This window comes from Pseudogemmobacter sp. TB195, from assembly GCF_058313095.1.
Window position 1 is genome coordinate 56,142 of the sequence record NZ_JBZEGG010000025.1, and the last position, 17,910, is coordinate 74,051.

Sequence of the window (17,910 nt, forward strand, 5' to 3'; positions counted from 1 at the left end):
TCCCGGGCGGCTATTTTAATTGCTGATTTTTTTCTACCATAGAGGAAGCGCAGGAGATCCAACCGACTTGCTAGGGTCATACGCCAACAAGCGCCCCAACCGGGTATCCGGATGAAGCACCACTGGAACCGGAACTGAAGGTTTTCGATCTCAAGCCAGGCGAGGTGCTGCAGCGTGCCGAAGCGCCGTGCCTAGCGCGGGTTCACATGGACCATGTCGATCTTGGCCGCTGCCAGAGAGGTGGCTCGGTTTATCTGGCCAGGTTCCGGGCGTTCTCTGAATGGTTCTCCGCCTCGTTCACGCTGCCACGGCCTCGGGCATAGGCTGGTTGAGGCAGGCCTGATCGGGGGTTTTCCCGTCAAGCGACGAATGCGGTCGGCGGCTGTTGCAGAAGCTCAGAAACCTGCCTGTCCCGACGCGGGCTTCCGAGACGCTGACGCAGGCCCGCAGGCAGACCTTCTCGTATTTGATGGTTCGCCAGAGGCGCTCGGGAAGACGTCGTCTCGTCAGGCGCCCCTGCCTTCCAAGCTGATCCTGATCTCGCGGGCGGCCAGCACCTTGATCATGGCGGTGGAGGTAATCTGATTGCCCTGACGTCGCATCGCCGCTCGAGCCGATGGCGCGACCATGTTCCATGTTGAATATGTCGGGCGTGCCGTTGCGAGCCAGCGCCTCCTCCACAGCCACTATGCAGAAGTCTGTTTCCAGCGTGATCGACACCCGCCAGGCCTGATTGGGTCGCGTGATGGGCAGCTTCCTGAGCAGACAGGGGCAAATCTTATGCCCCGGTGCCGGTTTTAAGATGTTCTGCCGGCGGTAAAGCGCCTTCCTCGCGGGTTCGCTCGACCCTTGGCGCTCACGCGCTCGCCCCATGCGCTTCATCAGCATGGCAACGTGTATCCGTCCAATTTTGAACCCTTCCTGGACCAGAAGCCCCTGTACATCCGGCTGCCCGCGAACGGGAATTCCATGTGCAGCTTGTCGATCCGGTGCATCAGTTTCAGATCAGCATCCGAGACCGGACGGGTCTGATAGCAGATGCTGCTCCGGCTGATCCCCAGCATGATGGCCTGGCGGTTGACGCTCAGCCTGACGGTGGGATCGATCATCTTTTTGCGCTCGGCAACAGACCTGCCTTGCCGAGCATGCCGGACAAAAAACCGTTCTCCGGCGCCTCAGCCATTGGCTCGAACCCATGGCTCCAACGGGTTAGGTCCCCGATCCTGGCGTGCAGGGTCTTCACATCGATGGGTGGTTCTGGTTCGGTCTTCGGGACTTCCCCGAATACCCCGGTCGCGCCCTCGCGCAACTGGTCACGCCACTGCTTGATCTGGTTCGGATGCACGTCAAAATCCTGCGCAATCTCGATTAGAATCTTCTCACCCTTACTCGCAGCTACCGCCGCTTTCGCCTTGAAAGCCCGGCTGTGGTTCCGGCGCGGGCGTCTCCCCATCGTCTTCTCCTCGCTTGCAGCATCATGCCGCTGTTGCTCGGAAAATCCACTTACCCCAGTTGTTCAGATTTCCGCAGCCACCTCTGTCAAATGTTCCAGGTACAAAACCCATCTCCGCCATCAAGGCGATCCCGAGCGGGGAAAAGATGCCGCCAGACGCTGCTGCCGGCACCCATCCGGGAATGCCCGACGGGCCGGCGCCTGGCTCAGACCCTGAACACGGCGTCGGCAACCGTGATCGGCTTTGGCAGCAAGCCCAGTTTGTGGAACGTATCGGCCACGGCCTGCTGATCGGCTACGACCTGGTCTGTGATCGGCCCGACACCAAAGCTTTGCCGTCCGATGGCGATCTTCAGCACATCCTCGGGAATCCCGGTTGAAGGCGACAGCTCCGCCGCTGCTGCGTCAGGGTTCGAGGAGATCCAGGCCCCGGTTTCGGCAATTGCCGCGATCAGCTCGGGCACCACTGCGGTATTTCCCTCAAGGAAGCTGCGCTCGCCAAAATAGAACTGGTAGTTTGGCGCAAGGCCCTCGGCATTGGCCAGAACCCTGGCCCCAAGCGCAGTTTCGGCCGCCGCCTGGAAAGGATCCCAGATCACCCAGGCATCGACTGCGCCTGTTTCAAAGGCAGCACGGCCATCGGCGGGGGGCAGGAAGACGGTCTCAATATCTTCATAGGCCAGCCCCGCGGCTTCCAGGGCCCGGACCAGAAGAAAATGCACATTCGACCCTTTGTTCAGCGCCACCTTCTTGCCCTTCAGATCGGCGACCGAAGCGACAGGGCTGTCTGCAGGCACAAGAATTGCCTCACCCTTTGGCGCAGGTGGTTCGAACGCCAGGTAGTTAAGCAGCGGCCCGGCAGCCTGAGCAAAAATAGGCGGCGCTTCGCCCGTCTGCGCGATATCCAGGGCGCCCGCATTCAGCGCCTCAAGCATCTGCGGACCGGCGGCGAATTCCAGCCATGTCACCGAATAGCCCAGCTTGCCCAGCTTCTCCTCCAGCAGACCCCGACCTTTCAACAGCACAAGCGTGCCGTATTTCTGAAAGCCGACCCGGATCTCTTTCGTTTGTGCCATCGCAGGCAGCACCGAAGCGGTAAGGGCGGCCGCTGCCACCAGTCCGAAGTCCCGTCTGTTAAGCGTCATTTCTCATCTCCCACCTGTCTCGTTCGCGGCACCATCGACCGCTTCTGAGAATAAACTACTTTCGCGGTCGTATTTTAAAAGCCGGAGAACAGCCGGAGCCAGGCAGATGCGCGCGCAGGCGATGTCAGTCTGGTCACGATCTGCCGTGAAAGAGAGCCGATCCTCTAAAGAACTGAAAGAAAACAGATATATTTTGACCATCCTTTCCATATCATCAGCAACGACATTGGCCCGCCCCTGCCGTGCCTGTGCACCCGCCGGGGCCTTTGAGAAGAATGTTGCTGTCCAGCCCCGGAAAAACGCAAAGCCCGCGCTCTCCGGAAAGGGCAATAGAGAATGGCCGACCGGGGGAATATGCCCCACCCTGCGGTTCAATAAACCCGACGCTGATCGGGCAATGGCGTCTGTCCGGGCCGCACCCGGGAGACACCGAATCTGCAAAGGGCCGAGATGACCGTAGTGGACCAATCCTACGACCTCGCAGAGAGCAAGCTGGCCAAACGGTCTGGCTGGCGCCTGCGACCCGAGATCTGGCTGCCTTTCCTGCTTCCGGTCCTGATGCTGGTGATCTGGGAGGTCGGCAGCCATATCGGACTGGTCTCCACCCGCATCCTGCCCAGACCCAGCACCGTGCTGGCGAAGGCATGGACAATGACACTTTCGGGCGAACTCTTGCTGCATCTGGGGGTTTCGGCGCTGCGTGCTTTTGCCGGGCTGGCCATCGGTGGCCTGCTGGGATTTGCCCTGGGGCTGTCGAACGGACTATCGCAACGGTCGGCCCTGCTGACCGACACCACCGTTCAGATGATCCGCAACATTCCTATTCTGGCGCTGATCCCGCTGGTGATCATCTGGTTCGGGGTGGGCGAAACCGCGCGGCTGTTCCTTGTTGCCATATCCGTGTTCTTTCCGATCTACATCAACACGTTCCACGGGGTCCGCAACGTTGATCCCCAGCTGATCGAGATGGGGCGCGCCTATGGAATGTCACAGCGCAGTCTTTTTCTGCGGGTGATATTTCCGGGCGCGCTGCCCACGATCTTCGTCGGCCTGCGCTATGCTCTGGGCCTGATGTGGTTCGTGCTTGTCGTCGCCGAAACCCTGGCCGCCAGTGCGGGTCTTGGCTATATGGCGATGCAGGCACGCGAATTCATGCAGCTGGATGTCGTGGTGCTGTCGATTCTGCTCTATGCGCTGCTGGGCAAACTCGCCGACATGATTACCCGCGCGCTGGAAACCCGTGCCCTGGCCTGGAATCCCGCTTATGCCCGACAATAACCGGCAGGGGGCTGAGGTCGTATTGGCCGGGGTCGAGAAGAGCTTTGGCGCCAACACGGTCCTGTCACGGCTGGATCTGACGATCCGGGCGGGTCAGTTCCTCTCCATTGTCGGTAAGTCAGGATGTGGAAAAAGCACGCTGTTGCGCCTGCTGACCGGGCTGGATGCGCCGTCGCGAGGCGAGGTACTGGTGGACGGTGCGCCGGTTGCGGATCAGTTGGGGTCGATCCGGCTGATGTTTCAGGAACCGCGACTGCTGCCCTGGGCCAGTGTGATCGACAATGTCAGTCTCGGCTTACCCGGAGGGGGGGCCGCGCGCGCACGGCGGGACCTTGCCGAGGCCGCGCTGTACGAGGTGCAGCTGCCGGGCAAAGCAGGGGACTGGCCGTCAAGCCTGTCGGGCGGACAACGCCAGCGAGTAGCCCTTGCGCGCGCTTTGGTCAGCCGCCCCCGCCTTTTGGCGCTGGATGAGCCGCTTGGGGCCCTGGACGCCCTGACGCGGCTGGTGATGCAGGATCTGATCCTGCAGGTGAAGCGTGACGACGGCTTTACCGCCGTGTTGGTAACACATGACGTGGCCGAGGCGGTGGCGCTTTCCGACCGGGTGATCGTGCTGGACGCAGGCCGGATTGCGCATGACGTGGTGATTGACATACCGCATCCACGCCCACGCGGAAACGCGCGGCTGGCCGCATTCGAGGCCGAAATCCTTGCTGCGATCTTCGCCGATGGCCGGGTGGCCTGACTGTTCCCGCATCACAGAACCGGCGAACGCTGACGCGGCGGTGCGTCACCCGATTACATTAGATGCGCGGCAACAGCCATTATTGCGTGGCGAACTGCGCCAGATAGCTGCGGCCAAGCTCGGCCGAGACCCGGGCGAAATCCGGCGCCATGGCCTGGGGTTCGGGGGCCTCGATATGGCTGCCGATCCAGGCCAGCAGCGCCATGCGGCGCAACATGATGAAGGTGTCAATCTCGCGCTCTTCGGAATCGGAAAGCGGGCGGACACTGCGATAGCCGCGCACCCAGGCGGCGCGCATGGCGGGCACCTGGGGGTGATCCTCCATGAAACTGACGCCGGTTGCAAAGTCATAAAGATACCAGCCCTGGCCACAATCGTCGAAGTCGATCAGCGTGGTGTTCTCACCTTCAATCAGCAGGTTTGCCAGCCGCATATCGGCATGGATCAGCCCATAGCGCTCCGGTCCCTGGCCAAATTCCGACAGCCGGAGGCGGATCGTCAGCTCCACCTTTTCCAGCACCGCCTGTAGCCCAGGCGTGACGTTCGGCGCGGCGCGCCAGTCGCCCCAGTTCGCTTTTGGCCCGAAAACGGCATCGTAATCCCAGCGGAGCCGCTCCAGCGGCTCGGGGCGCGGCCAGGACATGGAATGCAGATGAGTGCGGGCCGCAATCGCGCCGAGGCGCTCAAACGGGCCGACCAGATCCTCGTTCTCATCGGGCTGGCGGCCTTCGGCGAACTGAAACATCACCATGAAACGCGGCTCGGGCAGGCCGGGGCTACGGCCCTCCTGGACCAGAGCGCCGTTCAGCCCGGCAATCGGCGGCGGCGTCTGCACCAGTCCGCTTGAGGCCAGCGCCTGCGCCCATGCCAGTTCCTGGCCGATGCCGCGTTTTGTATGATAGGCCGGGCGGTGAATGCGCAGGACAGATCGATACGCCCCGGCCTCAACCAGATAGGTCGCGTTTTCCGAGACATTGATCAGCCGCGCTGTCGCCCCCTCCGGCACCGGCCAAAGGGACAGCGAGTCATTCGCAAGGTGCTCCAGATGCTTCAATACCTCCTGAAGCGGCATTTGCTCTCCGGCCATGTGCCCCTCCCTCAGATCGACTCGATGGCTTCCAGGGATTCCGGCAGGATCTGCCCCCCATCGACGATGATCTGCTGCCCCGTGATATAGGCCGCCTCATCCGATGCGAAAAACAGCGCCGCATTGCCGATATCCTCGACGGCACCCAGCCGTTTCAGCGGGATCGATGCGGCCATGGTTTTCAGGTAATCCGCACCCAGCCCCTCAAGCCCCTCTGTCACGATATTGCCCGGCATCACCGCGTTGATCGTGGTGTTGTAGCGCGCCAGCTCCATCGCGGCGGTCTTGATGAAACCAAGCTGCCCGGCCTTCGACGCGCCGTAATGCGACCAGCCCGGATAGCCTGTCACCGGTCCGGTGATCGAAGAGGTGACCACCACGCGGCCTTTGCCGGCCCGTTCGAAATGCGGGATCGCGGCTTTGACGCAGAGAAAGGTCGAGCGCAGGTTGTTCGCCATCATCTGGTCCCATTCGGCGGGCGACATATCGACCATCTTCACCTGCGGAAAGGATCCGGCATTGGCGCAGATCACATGCAGCCCGCCCTGGGCTTCGGCCGCCTCATCGACCATGTGCTGCACCTGGTCGTAATCGCTCACATCGCAGACGGCGCTGCGGGCTGTCGCCCCTGCCTCGTTCATCTCGGCCACGGCCGCCGCCAGCGCCACCTTGTCGCGCCCGGCAATGGTCAGGTTCACACCGGCCCGGGCAAAGACCCGCGCGATGCCGCGCCCGATCCCTTTTGATCCGCCGGTAACGATGACACTCCGGCCCTGCAATGACGTCAGCATCTGTTTTTCTCCCTGATTTTTATGATTTTATCGCGGCGTCAGGCGCGTTTTCGTGTCCAGCGCAACACCAGAAGCCCGATCAGCATCAGCGTGGCCGAGCCGGCGACCGACAGAACCCCAAGCGCGGGGATCTGCGGCGTGTAGCCGGAGACCATCCGGGCATAGAGCCATTTGGGCAAAGTTGAATCGAGCCCTGTGGTGAAGAGCGAGAGCGGGAAATTCCCCCAGGACAGCAGAAAGGCGAAGAGCCCCGCAGAAATCACCCCCGGCATCAGCAGGGGCAGCGTCACCTCGCGCAGGATTGTAAAGGTCGAGGCGCCCATATCCCGCGCCGCCTCTTCCAGCGCCGGATCAAAGGCATAGGCGCGGATCGCGATGATCAGCGTGGTGATGGGCGCAATCCAGACCAGATGCGCGATCACGGCGGTCTTCCAGCTGGGCTGAACCCCAAGCGCCGAAAACCAGATCAGCAGCGCAAGCCCCAGCACCGTCTGCGGGAAGAAAATCGGCAGCAGGATCAGCTTCTGGAACAGCGGGCGATACCGCCACTGGAACCGCGCGAAAGCAAGGGCACCGAAGAAGCCGAGGATCATCGACAGCAGGGTCACCAGCACCGCGATCTTCAGCGAGGTCAGCACCAGGGCGTGGACGTTCGGGCTGGTCACCGCCTGGACCATCCATTCACTGGTATAGCGGTTGACCGGAAAGCTCAGATACCGCGCCTTCGAGACCGATGCGAAGCCGACCGAAACCAGCGGCAGGTAAAGCACCAGCAGGATCAGCAACCCATAAAGATATAGCGCGATGCGGGTGGTGTTGGAGACCGTTCTCATGGTTTTCTCCCCATGATCGCATCAAGGTTTACGCGGCTGACCGGCACCAGCACCAGAAGAGCGACAATGACGATCAGCATCAGCGACAGCGCCGATCCGAGCGGCCAGTTCTGCGCGAAGGTGAAGGCGCTTTCGACATCATCGGTCAGCACCACAACCGAGCGCCCGCCCAAAAGCTTTGCCTCGGCTACCGCACCGGCAGAGAGGACGAAGGTCAGCAGGCTTCCCACCATGATGCCGGGTGCGGCCAGCGGCATTTCAATCTCGAACAGGATGCGCGCCGGGCTCGCGCCAAGATCCGAGGCGGCAAGGCGGGCATCGTCCGGGACAAGGCTGATGCCCTGGGCCAGCGGAAACAGCATGAAGGGGAAATAGACATAGGCCATGCCAAAGACGATCACCGGCCAGTCATAAAGCGGTGTCTCGAAGCTCAGCCCGGTCAGCGAACGCAGATAGCCCTCCAACAATCCGCCCTTCATCAAAGAGAGGCTCCAGCCGAACAGACGGATATTCTCGGACACGAAAAGGATCAGCACGACCGCCAGGGTGATTACGATGGTAAAGCGTCCGAAGACCTTCGCCATGCCGTAAGCCAGCGGCCAGCAGACGATGAACAGGATCACCGTGGTCATCAGGGCAAGCCCCAGCGAGCGCAGCAGCGAACGGTAATAGCCCTGTTCCCAGATCACCGCGAAAGAGGAAAAATCGGGGAGATGGGTCAGCTCGAATACTTTTTGCGGCATGATGGCGAAGCCCGCCACCACGAAAAGCGGCATGATGAATGCCAGCAGCAGCAGAACGATGATCGGCAGGCCGCTCAGAAAGCCAAGCCGTCCCTCAAGCCTGTGCATGATCCACCTCCTCAGGGATCGGATGGACCGCGTCCCGGTCCCAGCCGAGGGTGACGGGCGTGCCGGTGCCCGAGGCAAGCCGCGCCTCAAAGGGCCGCTCAACCGTGATCAGTGTCCCGGCACCGGTCTCGACCGAATACTGGATGCGGGAGCCGAGCGCGTATTCGGCCACCACATTGCCGGAAAGGGTGAAATCCGCAGACATACCCTCGCCGATGAACCGCAACAGCTCGGGTCGTACCATCAGCGCACCGCGCCAGCCCTGCGGCAGGGTCAGCGCGCCGGGGGCGGCGGTGACGCCCGGGTCCTTCCAGCGGACCAGCCCGTTATCCTCCTGCGCTTCAAACAGATTGACCTCGCCCATGAAGCTGGCGACGAAACGGCTGACCGGGCGGGAATAGATCTCCTCGGCCACGGCGATCTGCTCGAATCGGCCCTGCTTCATGATGGCGATGCGGTCAGACATCACCATCGCCTCTTCCAGCGAATGGGTGATGTAGACAAAGGTCTTGCCGGTGCGGGCGTGCAGGTCTTTCAGCTCTTTTTCCAGCGTTTTCCGCAGCCGGTAGTCCAGCGCCGACAGGGGCTCGTCAAAGACAATGATCTGCGGATCAAAGGCCAGTGCCCGCGCCAGGGCGACCCGCTGGCGTTCGCCGCCCGAAAGCTGGCTGATCATCTTGCCGTAATAGTCTTCCGGCAATCGCAGCAGCCGCAGCAGATCCAGCGTGCGGGCCTTGCGCGCCTCTGGCGTCACCTTTTTCAGCTTTTGCGGAAATTCGATATTCCTGCCAACGCTCATATGCGGGAACAGCGCAAGGGACTGGAACACCATACAGGTCGGGCGCTTGTTCGCGGGCATGGTGTCTATGCGGGTGCCGTTCAGACTGATCGTGCCGTCAGACACGTCGTCAATGCCGACCAGCAGCCGGATCAGGGTGGATTTGCCGCTGCCCGAAGGGCCGACGATGGTCAGAAATTCTCCCTCGGCAATATCGAGGCTGATCCGGTCAAGCGCGGTAAAGCGACCGAAGCGTTTGGTGACATTCTCGATCCGCACGAAGGGCTGAGCAACCATCGTCCATTCCAGATTTTAAGGGAAAGCAAAGACTGCCGGGCAGAGAGCGCCCGGCAGAATGGCTGAAGCCGGGGCCTCAGCCGCGTCTTGCCGCGACATAGGTCGCAAGCAGGGCGTCGTAAGAGGGTACAACATCGAATTCGAGACAACGCGACAGCTCGTCTTCCAGGGTGTCGAACTGGATCGCTTCCAGCATCTCGTCGTCGAACAGCGCCATGACCTCGGGATTGCCCATCTGGGCAATCGGGTTGTAGGTGCCCTCAGAAAACGCCACGGCCTTGCAGATTTCGGGCTGTTGCACGAATTCAAGGAAATCCTCGGCCAGCGACGAGGGATCGGGGTTGTTCACCGCCGAGGTCAGCTCGACCCAGACAACGCCACCCTTGCCCTCGACCGGTCCGCTGCGCGGCGTGATGGCGCGCACGAAGGTCGCGCCGTCATACCGGGCGGGCGAAGCGGTATAGGTGCCGCCGGTGAAATAAGCGTCGATCTCGCCATTGATCAGCGCGGTGTTCATCGCCACCAGATCATCGGTCATCATCCGTGCCCCGGCGACGATCTGCCTGCAGGCCTCGGCGAATTTTTCGGCATCGGCGCCCTCGACCGGCCGGAACGGATCAAGTCCGGCGGCAAGGCAGAGATGGATCACATTCCAGTTGTCATAGGTCAGAAGGCCATAGCGGCCCTTCATCGCCGGATCAAAGAACAGGTTCCAGCCCTGTTCCTCGGCACTTTCCTGGCTGATCTTGTCTGTATTGACCACGAAAGAGAACGGACCGTAGCGCTGCGGCAGCCCCAGCAGATCGCCGTTTTCGCCAAAAGCCAGCGCATAGGGTCTGGCAAATTCCGGCGTCATCTTGTCGAACCAGGGCAGGAAACGCTCTTTGTTCAGCGGTCTGATCAGATTATCCCGGCTCAGCTCGCCCCGTGCCCAGGGCTGATTGACATTGATAAGATCCCAGGTGCCGATTTCGCCCGCGCGCAGCCGGTTGACCATCTCGGGGTCCGAGGTGCCGCTTTCAGCGCGCACCGTGGCCCCGGGATGCGCCGTGCGGAACGGGTTCAGCACCGTATCCGAGTTATAGCCTTCCCAGCACAGGATATTGAGCTGATTGTTGCGGTCTGCGAGCGCACGGCCCGGCATCGAAAACGCCGAAAGACCAGCCATACCGGCCGCCCCCAGCGAGAACTGACGTCTCGTAATCATCTTCTGTCTCCCTTGTTGGTGGTGCCTCCCGGATGGTTGATCCATCTCCCGGGCCTGAGTGAGGGCCTTCGGCCCTTTTGCCTATCGTCCGGTGATCGCCTCCAGTTTTGCGGTGATGGTGTCACGCGCGATCCGCATGTCTTCGGCGGTGCCTGACATGAAAAGCCGCCCGGTTGCCCCCATCATCTGCACATCATTGATAATCGCATTGGGGGCCGCCTTTTCCGCCTCATTCGCCGCCACGCAGGCAAAAAGCGCCGGAGCCATTTCGTAGATCAGCAGCGCAACCCCCGGCACCAGGATCGAGGCGTCGCGCGAGCGGTTGAGGATGATCGCATGCTGGTCCGACAGATCCTCGATGATATCGTGATACAGGATCTGCGGGCGCATCTGATCATCGGGTTTTGCGCCGATTCCGGCAAGGATCGCCTCGCCCGCAGCCGTCAGATCCTCCATCCGGTCAGCGTGCAATTCCAGCAAACCAAACTGACGTTCGGTATAAAGAATACCCGGCTCCATTTCGGGGGCGGCCTTCAGCGCCAGATCGGTGACACGGTGGATCGCCAGAGCCGGCGCGACCTCGATGATCAGCGAGTTCTGGCCCCGGAAGGGCGGATATCCCCTCGCCCGGGTGGGCGAGGACAGATACGCCGCGAACTGGGGCTGCAGATCCTCGATGGGAAGATAGACGCGAAGCTCTGTCATACCTCAATCCTTATCTGGGTCTCTGTAAGAGGCCGCCGCGGCTCAGGCCTTAAGCGCGTCGAAATGCTTTGCGAGATCGCCATGCGGGCGCGGGATCACATGGACGGCGGTCACTTCGCCGATCTGGGCCGCGGCCTCGGCCCCGGCCTCGGTCGCGGCCTTCACCGCGCCGACATCGCCGCGCACCACGACCGAAACCAGGCCTCCGCCGACCTCGTTGCGGGCGACGATTTCGACATTGGCGGCCTTGACCATGGCATCCGCCGCCGCAAGCGCCGGCACGTAACCCCTGGTTTCGATCATTCCGATTGCAAGATTTGCCATTTGAGAACTCCCTTACTTGCGTTTCGCAGCCGGTTTCCCGGCAGATACTTCGTCGATGGAACCGATGATCAATGCGTCGATCGGCGCCGCACGTTCGGTAAACCAGGCGGCTGCAACCGAGCCCTGGGTGATCAGCACAGCCTCGCCCTCGGCACAGCCCAGAGGGTCGAAGGCGATCAGTTTTGCGCCTGTATCGGTCTCAACCTCCAGCAGTGCCCCGGTGGGAAGCGTGCCGATATGGCGGGTGGACCAGAGCCTGCCGCTGACGCGCGCCCTTATCATGCCAGTGTCCTTTCGATCCTGATGCCGCGGCGGCGGGCCTCGTCACCCGCCAGAGGTGTCAGCCGCGCCTGCCTGGTGATGCGCAGCCGCGTCTCGCCCTCGCCGATGGCTGCGATGTCGCGCTCGGTGACAAGGGTTTTGCGCAATTCGGGTATCCCCGCCGGAACGGTGGTGACCAGCCTGGCCGCCGGCACCGTGGCGGCAGGAAGATCTGCAAAGTCACGCATCGGAACCGGCTGAGAGGTGGTCACCGCAGGCGCAAACCGGATCTGCCCGGCTTCAAGCCCTGCCAGAAATCCCGGCTCCTGCGCGCGGCGCGCGATGGTCAGCGCAAAATCGGTCAGCTGCGCCCCGGTCGCAACCTCGACGCGCTCGACCGCCGGGCCTGCGCCGAGGATTTCGGCACGCAGCGCCGCGATCTCCTCGGACAGTAACTCGCGGATCAGGGCACGCAGCTCGCTCATCGGCCCGCCCCTGCCTCACGCAGCGCGCGTTCCGCCGCATCGCGGGCATTGCGGACATCGGCTTCGCTTCCGGCAAGATAAAGTCGCCCGTTGGCGCCGATCATCCGCATGTCGATAACCTTGATATCCGCCTCTTTCTCGGCCTCGTTACAGGCGAGGATCGCGTAAGCCGCCGGCTGGCATTCGAGCAGGTAGACACTCTCTCCGGCCAGAACCATGGAGCCGGTCTTGTTGCGGTTCATCAGGAACGCATGTTGGTCATCGATCCGCGTCACGATCTTCGACGCCATGATCTTCGGCTTTTCGGCATCTTCGCGGGTTTTGCCCATGGCAGACAGTGCCGCTGCCGCCCCGGCCTGGACCTCTGCGGTCGAGCGGGCATGGAATTGCAGCGTGCCGAACTGGCGCTCGACCACCAGAAACCCTGCCCGCACCTCGGCGCTTTTCAGCACCGTGTCGGTCAGCGCCTCGACGTCCAGGCCCGGGGCGATCTCGATGATCTGGGCAGCCATCCGTGCGCGCGGCAGCGTGCCCCGCATCCAGGTGGAGGTATAAGCAAGCGTCTGCGGCTGAAGCTGGTCGATAAAGATGAAGGCACGAAGATCGGTCACGACTGGCCCCTCGTCAGATCACGGAGTTCCTGCAAAATAAGCTCGCGCAGCAGGTCGCGATCGACGCCGCCATCGCCGGTGGGCCGGCTGGTCGCAGGTGGCGCGGCAAAAGGAGGCGCCACCGGTTGCGGGCGCGTGGCGCCCGGCCCTTCAAAGGGGGCACGCAGTCCGGTCAGATCGCCCGTCTTCATCGCCGGGTCAGAATTCCAGGCCAGCCGCGTCCAGTGAACCAGATGCTGCGGCCCGATATTCTCGCCCACGGAAGACCGGCCGAAATAGCCGGTGCCGATCATGAAAGAGGGCGCCAGATGCGTCGCGAAACCGGCGGCACCCTGGGAACAGGGTGCATTGACCACCACGCGGTAGACCGAGAGCGCGCTTGCGAAATCGAGCGCCAGCTGCGGATCATCGGTATGGATCGCGGCAGAATGGCCCGCGCCGCTCATCCGCAGGATCATCTGCGCCATACTGGCGCCATGGGCGGCATTGCTGACCAGGGCCCAGCCCAGAACCGGGCAAAGCTTTTCCTTCGTCAGCGGCTCATCGATGCCGACCAGCTCCACCGGTGCCACCAGCACCCGGGTCGAGGCCACCACACGCAGGCCCGCCTGCCCGGCGATCCAGACCGCCGATTTGCCCACGGCGGAAGTGTTCAGATGCCCGCCCGGGAACAGCCAGTCGCGCAGTTTCGCCACCTCGGCCGCATTGCAGATATGGGCCCCGCCTGCCCGCAGCGCGCGTTCCAGCCGGCTGCGATCCTGCTCCTGCGAGATCAGCACGCTTTCATTGGTGCAAAGCACCGAATTGTCAAAAGCCTTGCTGTCGATGATCCGCTTTGCCGCGACCATCTGATCGCAGCCGGGATCGACATAGACCGGCGCATTGCCCGGCCCGACACCAATCGCCGGGTTGCCCGAGGAATAGGCTGCCCGCACCATCGGCCCGCCGCCTGTCGCAAGGATCACCTGCACCTTTGGCGAGGTCATCAGCGATTGCACCAGCGGCACCGAAGGCTCTTCAACACATTGGATCAGACCCGAAGGCGCGCCCGCCGCCTGTGCTGCCGCCTCCAGCCGCGCGGCTGCCTCATTGCAGCAGCGCTTTGCCAGCGGATGCGGGCTGAACAGGATCGCATTGCGCGACAGAATGGCAAGGATCGTCTTGTAATACAGCGTCGAAACCGGATTGGTCGCAGGCGTCAGCGCCAGCACCACGCCCGCCGGGCGCGGCAATTCGATCATCCGGCGATCCGCGTCCACTTTCGGGTTCACCAGATCGAGATTTTCGTAGAAATCCAGCAGGGGATGCGCCGACAGCTCGTTCTTGAGCTTTTTGTCGGCCACCACGCCCATGCCGGTTTCCGCCACCGCCGTTTCGGCAAAATGCGCGGCAGACTGATGCGCCGCCTCGGCCACGGCGCGGGCGATCCGCATCACAGCGGCCCGGTCGAATTTCGCGAAGGCCTGCCCCGCCCAGGTGGCGCGTTCGATTTTCATCTTCGCCGCCTGCTCTGCCCGGTCCGGGACCTGCAGGCGCGGCGCATCGTCATGAAGCTGCATCGGCATCTGCTATCCCCCTCAGGCCGCGCGGCGCATATCGCGCAGCAAAGCACGGGCGCGCGGCATCGCGGCCTCCATCCGGTCAATGATTTCCTGGCAGGTTGCCACATCCAGCAACACACCCGGCTTGAACTGCAACACCCGTTTGTCGAGCGAGGAAAAGATCGCCCAGACCCCATGTTCATAAAGCGCTCGCGACACCGCGACCGCGCCTTCGGGATGGTCATATTCCAGCCCGAGAATGACACCGCGCTGACGGACGCCCACGAAAATATCGCTGTGGGCCGCCATCATCTGTGTCAGCGCGCGGCGGAAGAACTCTGCCACCGACTGCACATTCGCAATCACCTCGGGGCGTTGCAGGATGTCGATCACCTGATGACCGACGATACAGCCAAGCTCTGACCCGCCCGAGGTCGAGATATGCGCGGCGCCATCCTCATGCAGCCAGCCGCCACATTTTTCGGTCACCACACAGGCCGAAATCGGGTAAATGCCGCCGCCAAGTCCCTTGCCGGTGACAAACATATCCGGCTCCAGCCCATAGCTTTGCCAGCCCCACATCGTGCCGCAGCGCATCAGCCCGGTCTGAACCTCATCGGCGATATAAAGGGTGCCATACCGGCGGCAGAGGTCCTGGCAGGCCTTCAGATAGCCATCGTCCGGCATCGGGAACCCATAGGTCGCCGGGATGGTTTCGATAATGAAGCCAGCGACATCCCGACCCTTCAGGGCGCGATCCAGCGCGTCGATGTCGTTGAACGGCACCTGGATGAATTCATCGGGCTTGTCCGCGAGGAAGATCTTTGAGAACCGCTCGTCTCCGGTGGCAACCGACAGACCGGAATGGCCGTGATAGCCTTTGATGATCGAAACGATCTTGCGGCGTTTTGTGGCATATCGGGCAGTTTTCAGCGCAATCTCCACAGCTTCCGCGCCACCTGCGCCGAAGATTGCGTATTGCATGTGGTTTGTGGTCTTCACCAGCTTTTCGGCAAAGGCCGCGCGGGCCACTGATGGGAACCAGTGATTGCCCATGTCGAAATAGTCGAGCGCGGATTTCAGCGTCGCCACCAATTCGGGGTTGCGATGGCCAAAATTATACGTCCCGCCATTGAGATGCAGGTCGATCAGCCTGCGGCCCGACATGTCGTAAAGGTAATATCCCTCACGCCGGTCGATCACCATATCGATCCCGGCATCCTGCCAGAACTTTGTCTTGCCGGGGTTCCAGTATTCGATCGATTTCGCAAGCAGTTCTGCTTTCGAATCGAAGCTGAAGTATCCGTAATTGAACACGAGGCACCTCCGTTTGACCGAAGACTGGCATTTGATTCTGCATCTGGCAACATTTAATTGTTGCTAGTTGGTCATTTCCTCTGTTTGAGTTTTGTCATTCTGGTTGCGATGATGCAGAACTCCACAGAATTCGGAGGCGTAATGTAAGAAGGTGCCAGCAGTGAAACCGAACAGATCGCGCAAGGAGCAGCGCCAGGACAACATCCTCAGCGCGCTTGAGGCCAATCCGGCGCAGCGGGTGAACCAGCTTGCCGAAGAGCTGGATGTTTCGACCGAGACGATCAGACGCGACCTTGCCGAACTGGATCAGGCCGGCCGGCTCAGCCGCACCTATGGGGGTGCGATCGTGGCGCAGAACCGCTTCGAGCCCCTGCTCAACGACCGCATCAATCTTAATGTAGCCGAACGCCAGGCCATTGCCAGCCGGGCGCTGCAGGAGGTGGCGGGCGAAGAGGCATTGCTGCTTGGCGGCGGTGCCACGATGCTGCAATTCGCGCGGGTGCTGCGCAACATCATGCGCCGCATCACCGTGATTACCCCGGCCTACCCCATCGCGCTGGAACTGTCGTCAAACCCGCTCATCGAAATCGTTCTTCTGCCCGGCGGGTTCGAGCCGCAGGAGCGGATGGTCTGCGGCCCCGAAACCATCCGCGCGGTGGAACGTTACCGGGCGCCTGTGGTCCTGATCGGCGCCTCGGGGGTCAGCGTCGACGGGATCAGCGAGGCGATGCTGGGGGTAGGCGAAGTCTATTCCGCCATGCTTGCCAGTGCGGGCCGCTCTTATGTGCTGGCCGATCACAGCAAGTTTGAAAAGCGGGCGCTTGTGCTGCTTGACCGGTGGCATGACGGGCTTTCGCTCATCACAGATCGCGAACCGGCGGCGGAACTGTCAGCGGCCCTGCGCCGCAACGGATCAGGACTGCTTTTGCCAGACTGATCTCCCCGCGCGACGGCACCGCCGGGCCAGAGCAGCATATGGCCGCCCTGCCTGCTTCCTCGATATGGATTTCGCGAAGGCGCCGTGTTGCGGGGCCGGGGCTGACAGGCGGGCAAACGCTGACCGTCGAACTCGATCACCGGCAGCACGAAGGAAGAAGCGGAGGTGACGAAAGCCTCATCTGCCGCCTGCGCCTCGGCAACATCAAAGCCGCCCCCGGAGGGAACGGCGAGATGGCTGATCGGCTCAGGGCTTCAGGAGCGCTTCTTTCACGGCCTTCTTAGCCTCGGGCCAGAGGACGGCGCCATCGCTGTACGACTGGCCCGGTTCGGTATACTGGATGGCATGTATCTGTCACCGTGCCAGTGCTTGTATTTCCATGCCGGATCCGTCTCGGACGAGAAGCTGATCACGCCGCGCGGGCCCTCCCATTCAAGGTCGCGCAGGCCTGCCTTGATCGCTTCGGGATCGGTCGGATTCTGCGCCCGGATCGCCTCTGCGATCACCATTACCCCGTCATAACCCTCCATCAAAACGGCATTGGCGGGGCGGCCGAACCATTTCTCTGAGTGCGAGACACCGCCGTCGGATTTTCCGAAACATATGACGAAACGCATTCCCTGCTGAACCTCATGCGAAGCGGCCAGAGGCATGTGGTCCGACAGATGTGACCGAGACCTCCTGCCCTGAGAAACGCGAAGCCTGGTGTAGCCGGGACTGCACCCGCATCTTCTGGCAGGAGCATGACCACCACCATGAGAGCGAGATCAGGCAAGCGCGCAGGCCACTCCGCCGAGCTCAGCGCCCGCACCTCGCCAAGTGCACGCCAGCCGGTGAGGATCCGTCTGGCGGGGCCGGGATTATCGCCGGATTGCGCAGGGCGAAGGCATCCCGAAGTTGCGCCTCGCCCTCTCGACGTCCTTCAAGGTCAGAAATCGCCGCTACGCGGATAACGCAAGTCGTTTGCGCCACAGGATCCAACCGGCTCCTCACAGCGGATGATCGGATCCAGCTGAGCCGGAAGTCTTTGGGCGTTCTGATGAGGTTTTCAGGCCAGGACCACATAGGAAAGCTCGCATTAATCGGCGCTTTATGCTATCTATCATTAAAATATCCGCCGCGCTCGTCACTTTTATCTAACATCCTATAATCTTGCATTATCGGATATCTTTCCATCAAGGGCGCGGCGTCGACGATGTACGCACCTCCCCAAGGGTGCGAATCTTCTTTGCCCTCTTTGTGACCTATTCTGACGGCCTCTCAG

The 17,910-nt window shown here is 62.0% G+C and carries 19 protein-coding genes and 1 pseudogene; 3 read left to right on the forward strand and 17 right to left on the reverse strand.

Annotated features, from left to right (window positions below; genetic code table 11):
• Positions 1-297: 297 nt before the first annotated feature.
• From AC4FS3_RS21865 to AC4FS3_RS21875, 3 genes and pseudogenes are all read right to left on the reverse strand, one after another.
• Positions 298-1,453: pseudogene (locus AC4FS3_RS21865) on the reverse strand (integrase core domain-containing protein).
• Between the two features lie 206 nt (positions 1,454-1,659).
• Positions 1,660-2,598 (reverse strand): sulfonate ABC transporter substrate-binding protein, encoded by a 939-nt coding sequence (locus tag AC4FS3_RS21870; protein ID WP_283179749.1) that lies wholly within the window; start codon positions 2,596-2,598, stop codon positions 1,660-1,662.
• Positions 2,599-2,601: 3 nt separating this feature from the next.
• Positions 2,602-2,961, reverse strand: a complete 360-nt coding sequence (locus AC4FS3_RS21875; RefSeq protein ID WP_491022299.1) for a hypothetical protein — start codon at positions 2,959-2,961, stop codon at positions 2,602-2,604.
• An 87-nt stretch (positions 2,962-3,048) separates the two neighbouring features.
• On the opposite strand from AC4FS3_RS21875, the gene AC4FS3_RS21880 reads away from it, so the two are divergent.
• Complete coding sequence (locus AC4FS3_RS21880) at positions 3,049-3,876, forward strand: ABC transporter permease subunit (RefSeq protein ID WP_491022300.1); 828 nt, start codon at positions 3,049-3,051, stop codon at positions 3,874-3,876.
• A complete protein-coding gene (locus tag AC4FS3_RS21885; protein ID WP_491022301.1) occupies positions 3,863-4,621 on the forward strand; it encodes an ABC transporter ATP-binding protein in 759 nt (252 codons plus the stop codon). The genes AC4FS3_RS21880 and AC4FS3_RS21885 overlap by 14 nt, the downstream gene beginning before the upstream one ends.
• Positions 4,622-4,700: 79 nt before the next feature.
• Here the strand turns inward: AC4FS3_RS21885 and AC4FS3_RS21890 are convergent, their stop codons facing one another.
• The 13 genes from AC4FS3_RS21890 to AC4FS3_RS21950 form a co-directional block, all read right to left on the reverse strand.
• Positions 4,701-5,708 (reverse strand): phosphotransferase enzyme family protein, encoded by a 1,008-nt coding sequence (locus AC4FS3_RS21890; protein ID WP_491022302.1) that lies wholly within the window; start codon positions 5,706-5,708, stop codon positions 4,701-4,703.
• A gap of 11 nt (positions 5,709-5,719) precedes the next feature.
• Positions 5,720-6,499 (reverse strand): 3-oxoacyl-ACP reductase FabG, encoded by a 780-nt coding sequence (gene fabG / locus AC4FS3_RS21895; protein WP_491022303.1) that lies wholly within the window; start codon positions 6,497-6,499, stop codon positions 5,720-5,722.
• Positions 6,500-6,537: 38 nt separating this feature from the next.
• A complete protein-coding gene (locus tag AC4FS3_RS21900) occupies positions 6,538-7,332 on the reverse strand; it encodes an ABC transporter permease (RefSeq protein WP_491022304.1) in 795 nt (264 codons plus the stop codon).
• On the reverse strand, positions 7,329-8,183 hold the full coding sequence (locus tag AC4FS3_RS21905) for an ABC transporter permease (RefSeq protein WP_283179744.1): 855 nt from the start codon (positions 8,181-8,183) through the stop codon (positions 7,329-7,331). The genes AC4FS3_RS21900 and AC4FS3_RS21905 overlap by 4 nt, the downstream gene beginning before the upstream one ends.
• The gene (locus tag AC4FS3_RS21910; protein WP_491022305.1) at positions 8,170-9,258 is read right to left on the reverse strand and encodes an ABC transporter ATP-binding protein; all 1,089 of its coding nucleotides are present in this window, start codon (positions 9,256-9,258) and stop codon (positions 8,170-8,172) included. Before AC4FS3_RS21910 ends, AC4FS3_RS21905 begins: the two co-directional genes overlap by 14 nt.
• Positions 9,259-9,334: 76 nt before the next feature.
• Entirely contained in the window at positions 9,335-10,465 is a 1,131-nt protein-coding gene (locus AC4FS3_RS21915) for an ABC transporter substrate-binding protein (protein ID WP_491022306.1), read from the reverse strand.
• 81 nt (positions 10,466-10,546) lie between these two features.
• Complete coding sequence (locus tag AC4FS3_RS21920; protein WP_283179741.1) at positions 10,547-11,170, reverse strand: hypothetical protein; 624 nt, start codon at positions 11,168-11,170, stop codon at positions 10,547-10,549.
• 42 nt (positions 11,171-11,212) lie between these two features.
• The gene (locus tag AC4FS3_RS21925) at positions 11,213-11,494 is read right to left on the reverse strand and encodes a BMC domain-containing protein (RefSeq protein WP_283179740.1); all 282 of its coding nucleotides are present in this window, start codon (positions 11,492-11,494) and stop codon (positions 11,213-11,215) included.
• A gap of 12 nt (positions 11,495-11,506) precedes the next feature.
• On the reverse strand, positions 11,507-11,776 hold the full coding sequence (locus AC4FS3_RS21930; RefSeq protein ID WP_491022307.1) for a EutN/CcmL family microcompartment protein: 270 nt from the start codon (positions 11,774-11,776) through the stop codon (positions 11,507-11,509).
• The gene (locus AC4FS3_RS21935) at positions 11,773-12,240 is read right to left on the reverse strand and encodes a hypothetical protein (protein ID WP_491022308.1); all 468 of its coding nucleotides are present in this window, start codon (positions 12,238-12,240) and stop codon (positions 11,773-11,775) included. Before AC4FS3_RS21935 ends, AC4FS3_RS21930 begins: the two co-directional genes overlap by 4 nt.
• A complete protein-coding gene (locus AC4FS3_RS21940) occupies positions 12,237-12,851 on the reverse strand; it encodes a BMC domain-containing protein (RefSeq protein WP_283179738.1) in 615 nt (204 codons plus the stop codon). Before AC4FS3_RS21940 ends, AC4FS3_RS21935 begins: the two co-directional genes overlap by 4 nt.
• The gene (locus AC4FS3_RS21945; RefSeq protein ID WP_491022309.1) at positions 12,848-14,416 is read right to left on the reverse strand and encodes an aldehyde dehydrogenase family protein; all 1,569 of its coding nucleotides are present in this window, start codon (positions 14,414-14,416) and stop codon (positions 12,848-12,850) included. Before AC4FS3_RS21945 ends, AC4FS3_RS21940 begins: the two co-directional genes overlap by 4 nt.
• A 12-nt stretch (positions 14,417-14,428) precedes the next feature.
• Positions 14,429-15,709, reverse strand: a complete 1,281-nt coding sequence (locus AC4FS3_RS21950; protein ID WP_283179736.1) for a class-III pyridoxal-phosphate-dependent aminotransferase — start codon at positions 15,707-15,709, stop codon at positions 14,429-14,431.
• Positions 15,710-15,869: 160 nt separating this feature from the next.
• Between AC4FS3_RS21950 and AC4FS3_RS21955 the strand changes: the two genes are divergently transcribed.
• Positions 15,870-16,646 carry a DeoR/GlpR family DNA-binding transcription regulator gene (locus AC4FS3_RS21955; RefSeq protein WP_491022310.1) on the forward strand — a complete coding sequence of 259 codons (777 nt, stop codon included), beginning with the start codon at positions 15,870-15,872 and terminating at the stop codon, positions 16,644-16,646.
• A 269-nt stretch (positions 16,647-16,915) separates the two neighbouring features.
• On the opposite strand, the gene AC4FS3_RS21960 is transcribed toward AC4FS3_RS21955, so the two are convergent.
• Positions 16,916-17,263, reverse strand: a complete 348-nt coding sequence (locus AC4FS3_RS21960) for an ABC transporter substrate-binding protein (protein ID WP_491022311.1) — start codon at positions 17,261-17,263, stop codon at positions 16,916-16,918.
• Between the last annotated feature and the right edge of the window lie 647 nt (positions 17,264-17,910).

Excerpts from the sequence above, each read along its gene's own strand:
- AC4FS3_RS21870 (WP_283179749.1), bottom strand. The coding sequence starts at position 2,598 with ATGACGCTTAACAGACGGGACTTCGGACTGGTGGCAGCGGCCGCCCTT.
- AC4FS3_RS21930 (WP_491022307.1), bottom strand. The coding sequence starts at position 11,776 with ATGATAAGGGCGCGCGTCAGCGGCAGGCTCTGGTCCACCCGCCATATC.
- AC4FS3_RS21900 (WP_491022304.1), bottom strand. The coding sequence starts at position 7,332 with ATGAGAACGGTCTCCAACACCACCCGCATCGCGCTATATCTTTATGGG.
- AC4FS3_RS21915 (WP_491022306.1), bottom strand. The coding sequence starts at position 10,465 with ATGATTACGAGACGTCAGTTCTCGCTGGGGGCGGCCGGTATGGCTGGT.
- AC4FS3_RS21905 (WP_283179744.1), bottom strand. The coding sequence starts at position 8,183 with ATGCACAGGCTTGAGGGACGGCTTGGCTTTCTGAGCGGCCTGCCGATC.
- AC4FS3_RS21910 (WP_491022305.1), bottom strand. The coding sequence starts at position 9,258 with ATGGTTGCTCAGCCCTTCGTGCGGATCGAGAATGTCACCAAACGCTTC.
- AC4FS3_RS21880 (WP_491022300.1), top strand. The coding sequence starts at position 3,049 with ATGACCGTAGTGGACCAATCCTACGACCTCGCAGAGAGCAAGCTGGCC.
- AC4FS3_RS21945 (WP_491022309.1), bottom strand. The coding sequence starts at position 14,416 with ATGCCGATGCAGCTTCATGACGATGCGCCGCGCCTGCAGGTCCCGGAC.
- AC4FS3_RS21925 (WP_283179740.1), bottom strand. The coding sequence starts at position 11,494 with ATGGCAAATCTTGCAATCGGAATGATCGAAACCAGGGGTTACGTGCCG.
- AC4FS3_RS21935 (WP_491022308.1), bottom strand. The coding sequence starts at position 12,240 with ATGAGCGAGCTGCGTGCCCTGATCCGCGAGTTACTGTCCGAGGAGATC.
- AC4FS3_RS21885 (WP_491022301.1), top strand. The coding sequence starts at position 3,863 with ATGCCCGACAATAACCGGCAGGGGGCTGAGGTCGTATTGGCCGGGGTC.
- AC4FS3_RS21890 (WP_491022302.1), bottom strand. The coding sequence starts at position 5,708 with ATGGCCGGAGAGCAAATGCCGCTTCAGGAGGTATTGAAGCATCTGGAG.
- AC4FS3_RS21960 (WP_491022311.1), bottom strand. The coding sequence starts at position 17,263 with ATGCGTTTCGTCATATGTTTCGGAAAATCCGACGGCGGTGTCTCGCAC.
- fabG (WP_491022303.1), bottom strand. The coding sequence starts at position 6,499 with ATGCTGACGTCATTGCAGGGCCGGAGTGTCATCGTTACCGGCGGATCA.
- AC4FS3_RS21920 (WP_283179741.1), bottom strand. The coding sequence starts at position 11,170 with ATGACAGAGCTTCGCGTCTATCTTCCCATCGAGGATCTGCAGCCCCAG.